General features: G+C 68.6%; 8 protein-coding genes. 2 read left to right on the top strand and 6 right to left on the bottom strand.

Annotated elements, in window-relative coordinates; translation table 11 throughout:
• Nucleotides 1–181: 181 nt before the first annotated feature.
• From VGE49_RS02570 to mutM, 5 genes are all read right to left on the bottom strand, one after another.
• Nucleotides 182–967 (bottom strand): enoyl-CoA hydratase, encoded by a 786-nt coding sequence (locus VGE49_RS02570; RefSeq protein WP_331033021.1) that lies wholly within the window; start codon nucleotides 965–967, stop codon nucleotides 182–184.
• A gap of 44 nt (nucleotides 968–1,011) precedes the next feature.
• Nucleotides 1,012–1,230, bottom strand: coding sequence for a helix-turn-helix transcriptional regulator (locus VGE49_RS02575; RefSeq protein WP_003166407.1), 219 nt, complete (start codon nucleotides 1,228–1,230; stop codon nucleotides 1,012–1,014).
• Nucleotides 1,230–1,718, bottom strand: a complete 489-nt coding sequence (locus VGE49_RS02580) for a hypothetical protein (RefSeq protein ID WP_331033022.1) — start codon at nucleotides 1,716–1,718, stop codon at nucleotides 1,230–1,232. The genes VGE49_RS02575 and VGE49_RS02580 overlap by 1 nt, the downstream gene beginning before the upstream one ends.
• Nucleotides 1,719–1,742: 24 nt before the next feature.
• On the bottom strand, nucleotides 1,743–2,207 hold the full coding sequence (locus VGE49_RS02585; protein ID WP_331033023.1) for a hypothetical protein: 465 nt from the start codon (nucleotides 2,205–2,207) through the stop codon (nucleotides 1,743–1,745).
• Nucleotides 2,208–2,304: 97 nt separating this feature from the next.
• Complete coding sequence (mutM, locus tag VGE49_RS02590; protein ID WP_331033024.1) at nucleotides 2,305–3,168, bottom strand: bifunctional DNA-formamidopyrimidine glycosylase/DNA-(apurinic or apyrimidinic site) lyase; 864 nt, start codon at nucleotides 3,166–3,168, stop codon at nucleotides 2,305–2,307.
• Nucleotides 3,169–3,286: 118 nt separating this feature from the next.
• Between mutM and VGE49_RS02595 the strand changes: the two genes are divergently transcribed.
• Nucleotides 3,287–5,335 carry an OPT family oligopeptide transporter gene (locus VGE49_RS02595; RefSeq protein WP_331033025.1) on the top strand — a complete coding sequence of 683 codons (2,049 nt, stop codon included), beginning with the start codon at nucleotides 3,287–3,289 and terminating at the stop codon, nucleotides 5,333–5,335.
• A gap of 6 nt (nucleotides 5,336–5,341) precedes the next feature.
• Here the strand turns inward: VGE49_RS02595 and VGE49_RS02600 are convergent, their stop codons facing one another.
• Nucleotides 5,342–6,211: a LysR substrate-binding domain-containing protein gene (locus VGE49_RS02600; protein WP_331033027.1), complete on the bottom strand. Its 870-nt coding sequence runs from the start codon at nucleotides 6,209–6,211 to the stop codon at nucleotides 5,342–5,344.
• 81 nt (nucleotides 6,212–6,292) lie between these two features.
• Between VGE49_RS02600 and VGE49_RS02605 the strand changes: the two genes are divergently transcribed.
• Nucleotides 6,293–7,348, top strand: a complete 1,056-nt coding sequence (locus VGE49_RS02605) for a YeiH family protein (protein WP_331033026.1) — start codon at nucleotides 6,293–6,295, stop codon at nucleotides 7,346–7,348.
• The last annotated feature ends 172 nt before the right edge of the window (nucleotides 7,349–7,520 follow it).

The following is a 7,520-nucleotide window of genomic DNA, read 5'->3' on the forward strand; positions in this document are numbered from 1 at the left end:
TTGCGGATCGCCTTGCGGGCGCCTGCATTGTTGGCCATCGGGTAAAAACCTTCGAACGAAAACGCCGCGAACCCACGTCCACGGCGAGGAAATCTCAAGAGCGGGCGGCTATAGCGGAAAGGCTCCGGCCGGTCAACGCGAACCGGCCGGAATTGAATCAGGGCCTGGGTTTGGGCGGGCCTCAGCGCCCAGTGAAGGCGGGTTTGCGCTTATCGACGAAGGCGGCCATCCCCTCCTTCTGATCGTCGAAGGCGAACAGGGAATGGAACAGGCGGCGCTCGAACACCACCCCTTGCGCCAGGGTCGTCTCGAAGGCGGCGTTGACCAGTTCCTTGTTGGCCATGACGGCCAGGATGGACTGGCCGGCGATCTTGGCGGCGGCGGCGCGGGCCTCGTCCAGCAGGGCGTCCGACGCCACCACCCGCGAGACCAGGCCGGAACGCTCGGCCTCGGCCGCGTCCATCATCCGCCCGGTCAGGCACATATCCATGGCCTTGGCCTTGCCCACGGCGCGGGTCAGGCGCTGCGATCCGCCGATCCCGGGCGCCACGCCCAGGTTGATCTCGGGCTGGCCGAACTTGGCCGTGTCCGAGGCGATGATGAAGTCGCACAGCATGGCCAGCTCGCAGCCGCCGCCGAGCGCATAGCCCGACACCGCCGCGATGATCGGCTTGCGGAAGCTGGCCACCCGGTCATGGGCGCGGGCGAAGAAGTTGCCGCGATACATGTCGGCATAGGCCTGATCCGCCATCTCCTTGATGTCGGCGCCGGCGGCGAAGGCCTTGGCCGAGCCGGTCAGCACCACGCAGCGCACGCTGTCGTCGTCGGCCACGCTCTCCAGGAAGTCGCCCAGCTCGCCGGTCAGGGTGGTGTTCAGCGCGTTCAGCGCCTCGGGCCGGTTCAGGGTGACGACCGCATAGCCCTCGGCATGGCGTTCGATCAGCAGGGTGGAATAGGCGTCGGCCATCTGGGCGCTCCTCACTATATCTGTTCGGGAGGAGGTCTAGCGCCTCAGCCCTCCCACTGGAACACCTCACCGATCTCGACGCCAAAGACCTGGGCGATGCGGAAGGCCGCCTCCAGACTGGGCGAGTACTTGCCCTGCTCCATGGCCACGATGGTCTGGCGCGTCATGCCGATGCGCGCGGCCAGATCGGCCTGGGTCATCTCCCCGGCATGAAAGCGCAGCTCGCGGATGCGGTTCCTGATCGGGGGCGGCGCCTTGCCCATCACCGCCCCCGCCGCAGCAGGACCACGGAGAAGACGAAGCGGATCATCTCGGACAGGATGATGGCCAACAGCAGGACATTGGCGATCACCACCATGGCGTTGGCGTTGGTGGTCAGGGCCTTGGCTCCGCCCGGCGCGACCACGTCGGCCAGTCCGGCGAAATAGGCGACGCCGCTCAGGGTGATGATCAGGCCGATCAGAGCCATCAGCGACACATGGCTGGCCTTGAGCGCCGCCAGGGTCTCGCGTTCATCGCGCGCCTCGCGCTCGGCCTTCGACGTGGTCAGATGAGCGATCAGCGTCAGCACCAATTCGATGATCACGACCACAGCCGTCGCCCCGGCGAACATCACCCCCATCTCCCAGGCGAAGGAGGATTGGCGCAGCCCGCCCTCCAACACCCGCTCGCCGAACCGCCAGTAATAGACGCCCCAGATCAGGACCGTGGAGACGATGCTGATCCACAGATGCTTCTCACGAAAAGTCATGACGCGCTCCCTCTCATGGCCGGCTCAGCCGACCCGGCGCAGCAGGGTGATCAGGGTGGCGTGGCGCACGATCTCGGCCAGGACCAGGGCGAATAGGACACCGTTGGCCGCCAACAGCATGGCTGGCGCGAACGCCTCGGCCCCCAGCAGCTCAGGATGCCGGAGCGCCTGGAAATAGGCGAAGGTCGCCAGCCCGCCGAGGACGAAGGCCATGGTCAAAAAAGCCGCCTGGCTGGCCCTCAGCTCCATCCCCTGCTCGTGCTCGTCGACCACGGCGCGCTCCGCCTTCGAGGTCTTGACCGACGTCAGGATCGCCAGACCAATCTGGAGCGCCGCGCCAACGACGCCACATCCCGCCAGAGTCCACACCACCATGTTCTGCGTCAGCAGGCCGTCCGCCGCTTTCAGCCCCAGCCGGACGAAATAAAAGCTCCACAACGCCGAGGTGGTCAGCAGCACGCCCCACGACAGTTTTTCCCTGAACGACATTGCCGCCTCCTCCTTGATCCCAAGCGAAGAGGTGATGTCGCATTACGCAGACATTGTGTCTATTATTTTTTACATCACGTCCGATCTACCGGACACCTCACCGCTTCTGACACACCGGACAGAAGAAGGTCGAACGGCCGCCCTGCACCACGCGCGCCACCACGCCGGAACAGCCTTCCGTCCGACACGGCTCGCCTTCGCGGCCATAGACGTCGAAGCGATGCTGGAAATAGCCCTGCCCTCCCTCGACGTTGGCGAAGTCCTTCAGCGTCGAGCCGCCCGCCGCGATGGCGTCGGCCAGGACGTTCCTCACCTCGGTCGCCAGCCGCTCCAGCCGGGGCCGGCTGACCTTGCCCGCCGGCGTCAGGGGCGAGATGCGCGCCCGATAAAGCGCCTCGCACACATAGATATTGCCCAGCCCGGCCACGTTCCTCTGGTCCAGCAGGCTGACCTTGATGTTCTGCGCCTTGCCCGCGAAGGCCTCGGCCAGATGGGCGGCGGAAAAGCTGTTGCCCAGGGGCTCTGGCCCCAAGCCGGCGAACCAGGCGTGCCCCTCGACCGCCTCGGTCGGGATCAGGCCCATGAAGCCGAACCGCCGCGCATCGGCGTATCCCAGCCGCGTCAGCACCCCGCCGCGATCCGCCGTCAGGCTCATGTGCTCGTGCTTGCCGACCACCGGCGCCGCCGTCTCGAACACGCCCTGCGCCGCGCCCTCCAGGGTGAACCGCCCGGTCATGCCCAGATGCGTCACCCAGGTCTCGCCGGTCGACAACGGGAACAGCAGATACTTGGCCCGGCGGTCCAGCCGCAGCACCGTCGCCCCGTCCAGCCGCTCGACGAACCGCTCGGGAAAGGGAAAACGCAGATCCGGCCGGTTCTGACGCGCCATCGTCAGCCTCGCCCCCTCCAGCACCGGCTCCAGACCACGCCGCACGGTTTCGACTTCGGGCAATTCAGGCATGCCGAAAGAGGTAGAGCCTGACGCGGCGCGAGAGAAGAGGCGGCTTCAATCCTTGCGACCCGTTGTCACGGCCGCGCTTTCCGGCTTACCTCCGGCGCGACAACGGAAAGAACCCCGCATGACAGACAGACCCGCCGGAACCGGCAAACGCATCGAATTGACCATCCGCGCCCTGATCCTGGGCTGCTTGCTGGCGGCGGTCTTCACGGCGGCCAACACCTACCTGGGCCTGAAGGTCGGCCTGACCTTCGCCTCGGCCATTCCGGCGGCGGTCATCTCGATGGCCCTGCTGCGCGCCTTCAAGGGCTCGACCATCTGGGAGAACATGACGGTGCAGACCGTCGCCTCGGTCGGCGGCGCCATGAGCTCGATCATCTTCGTCCTGCCCGGCCTGGTCATGATCGGCTGGTGGATGAACTTCCCCTTCTGGGAGTCGGTGGCCATCTGCGTGCTCGGCGGGGTGCTGGGCGTGACCTTCTCCATTCCGCTGCGACGCACCCTGGTGGTCCAGGGCGGCCTGCCCTATCCTGAGGGCGTCGCCGCCGCCGAGGTCCTGAAGGTCGGCTCGCCCGGCGCCGATGAATCCGCCGAGGCCGTGCGCGAGAACCGCTCGGGCCTGTTCGTGGTGATCGGCAGCGCCATCGCCTCGGCCTTCTTCGCCTTCCTGGCCTCGGCCCGCGTCTTCGCAGCCGAAACCACGGCCTTCCTGCGCCTGCCCGCCGCCCTCGGCGGCGGCGCCACCGGCGTCGGCTTCTCCATGCAGTTCGCCCTTCTCGGCGCCGGGCACCTGATCGGTCTGGCCGTCGGCCTGACCCAGCTGTTCGGCCTGATCCTGGCCTGGCTGATCTTCGTGCCCATCCTGACCTCGCCCGAATTCGTGGCCTGGGCCGCAGCTCACGGCATCCCCTCGATCGCCGCCAGCCTTCCCGCCGGCGCCCCGGCCGAGGAGATGGCCATGACCGTCTGGGCCAAGGAGGTCCGCTTCATCGGCGCCGGGGTCATCGGCGTGGCCGCCCTGTGGACCCTGGCCAAGCTAGCCGCCCCCCTGGTCGCCGGCCTGACCTCGGCCATCGCCGCCCAGGCCAAACGCGCCCAGGGCGAGGTTCTGGACCGCACCGAACAGGACATTCCGATCAAGATCGTCGGCCTGCTGTCCGTCGCCGCCCTGGCCGGCATCGCCGTCCTGCTGGCTGTCTTCGCCCAGGGCACGGCCCTGGCCGGTTCGACCCCGCTGCTGGTCGTCGGCGGCCTCATCTATGTCGTGGTCATCGGCTTCGCCGTGGCCGCCATCTGCGGCTACATGGCGGGTCTGATCGGCTCGTCCAACAGTCCGGTCTCGGGCGTCGGCATCCTGGCCATCATCATCGCTTCCCTGCTGATGCTGGGCGTCATGGCCGTGGCCGGCGTGCCCGCCGATCCGTCGATCATCGCCTTCGCCCTGATCGTCACCGCCGTGGTCTTCGCCGTGGCCGTCATCTCCAACGACAACCTGCAGGACCTCAAGACCGGCCAGCTGGTCGAGGCCACGCCCTGGCGTCAGCAGACGGCCCTGCTGGTCGGCGTCGTCGCCGGCGCCCTGGTCATCCCCTTCGTGCTGGACATGATGAACCAGGCCTTCGGCTTCGAAGGCGGTCCGCCCGCGATCGTCGAGGGCTCGCAGACCCTGGCCGCGCCGCAAGCCACCCTGATCTCGGCCCTGGCCAAGGGCGTCATCAGCGGCGAGCTGCGCTGGGATCTGATCGGCATCGGCGCCCTGGTCGGCGTCGGCGTCATCATCCTCGACGTCGTCCTGCGCGGCGCGACCAAGGACAAGATCAAGCTGCCGCCGCTGGCCGCCGGCATCGGCGTCTATCTGCCGGCCGCCGTCACCACCATGCTGGTCGTCGGCGCCGTCTGCGGCTGGGCCTATGAGAAGTGGATCGCCACGACCCGCTTCAATGAGGTCGGCCGTCGCATGGGCGTCCTGCTCGCCTCGGGCCTGATCGTCGGCGAAAGCCTGTTCGGCGTCTTCACCGCCGCCGTCATCGTCAGCACCAAGAACGAAGCGCCCTTCGCCCTCCTGCCCAAGGATACGATGTGGCCCGCCATGTGGGCCGGTCTGGCCGCCTTCGCCGTCCTGACCTTCGCCCTCTACTCGTGGATCCGCAGCCGCTCGGCCAAGGTCTAAAAACCCCTACAGCGCGGAGGCGAAAGCCTCCGCAGCCCGGCTGGCCCGCCGCTCGCGGTGGCGCAGCAGATGAAACGGCCGCTCGGGCAGATCGAGCGGCAGACGAACCAGCCGCCCCGCCTCGATCAGGGGCTGGGCGGCCAGTTCCGAAATCGCCGTGACCAGCCCGCCCGCCGCCACCGCAGACAGGATGGCCTCGTTCGACGGCAGGGTCAGAACGGCCCGCAAGCTCGCCGCGACGCCGCGCGGCAAGGCCGCCTCGAACTCGCTGCGGGTGCCCGACCCCTCCTCGCGCAGCGCCCAGTCCAGCGCCTTCAGCGCCGTCGCCGACAGAGGCGCGTCCCGCCCCGCCAGCGGATGCCCCGGCGCCGCCACCACCGCCAGCCGGTCCGCGTCGATCCGCACCTTCTCGACCCTGGAAGCCTCGAACGCCCCCTCGATCAGGCCCAATTCCGCCTCGCCCGTCAGCACCGCCTCGACCACCCGGTGGGTGTTGCCGATCGACAGATGCAGCTGGATCTCCGGGTGGGCCCGCGCAAAGGCCGCCATGCGCGGCGGCAGCCAGTAGGCCGCTATGGTCTGGCTGGCGAACAGCCGCACCGAACCGCGCCTCAGCCCCGCCAGATCATCCAGCGCCTGTTCCGCCGCCTCGGCCTGGGCCAGGACGGCGCGCGCCTCGGGCAGGAAGGCGGCGCCCGCCGCGTTCAGGGCCAGTCCCCGCCCAACCCGGTCGAACAACTGGGTCCCGTGCCGGGTCTCCAGCGCCGCCACCGCCGCGCTGACCGCCGACTGGGTCAGGTTCAGGGCCTCAGCCGCCCGCGTCATATGCAGACGCTCGGCCACGGCGACGAAGATGCGGAGCTGTTCCAGCGTCATGACCAACTAATCGCTTTTCTCGATCGTTAAATCCAGAACTATCCGTTGGATCGATCAGATGACGGAGCAGAAGATGTCGGCATGGCGACCGCCCATCATTCCGCTCCCGATCACGCTGGGCTGACCGGCCCGCCGCAGGCGCTTGCCCGCCTGCTGCCCGGCGTGCTGCTGAGCGCAGGGATCGGCGCGGTCGCCTACGGCCTGCAACTGATCGAAACCTCGCTGTTCGGCCACCCCTGGATCGAGAGCCTGGTCCTGGCCATCCTGATGGGCGCCGCCTTGCGTCTGATCTGGACACCGTCCAGCCTCTGGGCGCCAGGCATCGCCTTCAGCGCCAAGACTCTGCTGGAGGTGGCCGTGGCCCTGCTGGGCGCGACCGTGTCCGGCGCCGCCGTCATGGCGCTCGGCCCCGTCATGCTGCTGGCCATCGTCGGGGTGGTCGCCCTAGCCATCGTCGGCGGCTATGCGCTCGGTCGCGCCTTCGGCCTGCCGCCCGCCATGGCCCTGCTGGTCGCCTGCGGCAACGCCATCTGCGGCAACTCGGCCATCGCCGCCGTCGCCCCCGTCATCGAGGCGGAAGGGCAGGACGTGGCCGCCGCCATCGGCTTCACCGCCGTGCTCGGCATCCTCGTGGTCCTGCTGGTCCCCGTCGTCGGCGCCTTGATGGGCTTTGACGCCACGCGCGTCGGCGTTCTGGCCGGCCTGACGGTCTATGCCGTGCCCCAGGTCCTGGCCGCCGCCGCTCCCGCCGGTATGCTGGCGGTTCAGACCGGCGCGATCGTCAAGTTGGTCCGCGTCCTCATGCTGGGTCCGGTCTGCCTGGTGCTGGGCCTGATGCGGTCGGGCAAGGTGGAGAGCGCCCGTCCCAAGCTGCACCACATGGCCCCCTGGTTCATCCTCGTCTTCCTGATCCTGATGGGGCTGCGCTCGGCGGGCCTGATCCCAGAGGTCGTCCTGCCGCCGTTGCAGGCCGGCGTGACGTCGATGACCCTGATCGCCATGGCGGCCCTGGGCCTGATGGTCGACCCGCGCGCCGTGGTCCGCGCCGGACCGCGCGTGGCGGCCGTCGCCGCCCTGTCGGCTCTGCTGATCGGCGCCCTGGCCCTGGTCACGATCGTGCTGATTCTGCCGGCCTGAGGCACAATCTCACCGCCCCGCTGGCCTTTCGGACGATAGGGCTGTAAGAGGCGCCGCTTCCTTCCCGCTTTCCGCATCTTGCAGCGGCCCGGACTTCCGTGGCCGAACACAGTCCGCCCGAGCCCGAAATGAACCTTCGTAACGTCGCTATCATCGCCCACGTTGACCACGG

Origin of the sequence: Brevundimonas sp., from assembly GCF_036405315.1 — a bacterium.
Taxonomy (GTDB): Bacteria; Pseudomonadota; Alphaproteobacteria; order Caulobacterales; family Caulobacteraceae; genus Brevundimonas.

Coding starts and splice junctions, on each gene's coding strand:
- VGE49_RS02575 (WP_003166407.1), bottom strand. CDS start 1,230: ATGGGCAAGGCGCCGCCCCCGATCAGGAACCGCATCCGCGAGCTGCGC.
- VGE49_RS02605 (WP_331033026.1), top strand. CDS start 6,293: ATGGCGACCGCCCATCATTCCGCTCCCGATCACGCTGGGCTGACCGGC.
- mutM (WP_331033024.1), bottom strand. CDS start 3,168: ATGCCTGAATTGCCCGAAGTCGAAACCGTGCGGCGTGGTCTGGAGCCG.
- VGE49_RS02595 (WP_331033025.1), top strand. CDS start 3,287: ATGACAGACAGACCCGCCGGAACCGGCAAACGCATCGAATTGACCATC.
- VGE49_RS02585 (WP_331033023.1), bottom strand. CDS start 2,207: ATGTCGTTCAGGGAAAAACTGTCGTGGGGCGTGCTGCTGACCACCTCG.
- VGE49_RS02600 (WP_331033027.1), bottom strand. CDS start 6,211: ATGACGCTGGAACAGCTCCGCATCTTCGTCGCCGTGGCCGAGCGTCTG.
- VGE49_RS02580 (WP_331033022.1), bottom strand. CDS start 1,718: ATGACTTTTCGTGAGAAGCATCTGTGGATCAGCATCGTCTCCACGGTC.
- VGE49_RS02570 (WP_331033021.1), bottom strand. CDS start 967: ATGGCCGACGCCTATTCCACCCTGCTGATCGAACGCCATGCCGAGGGC.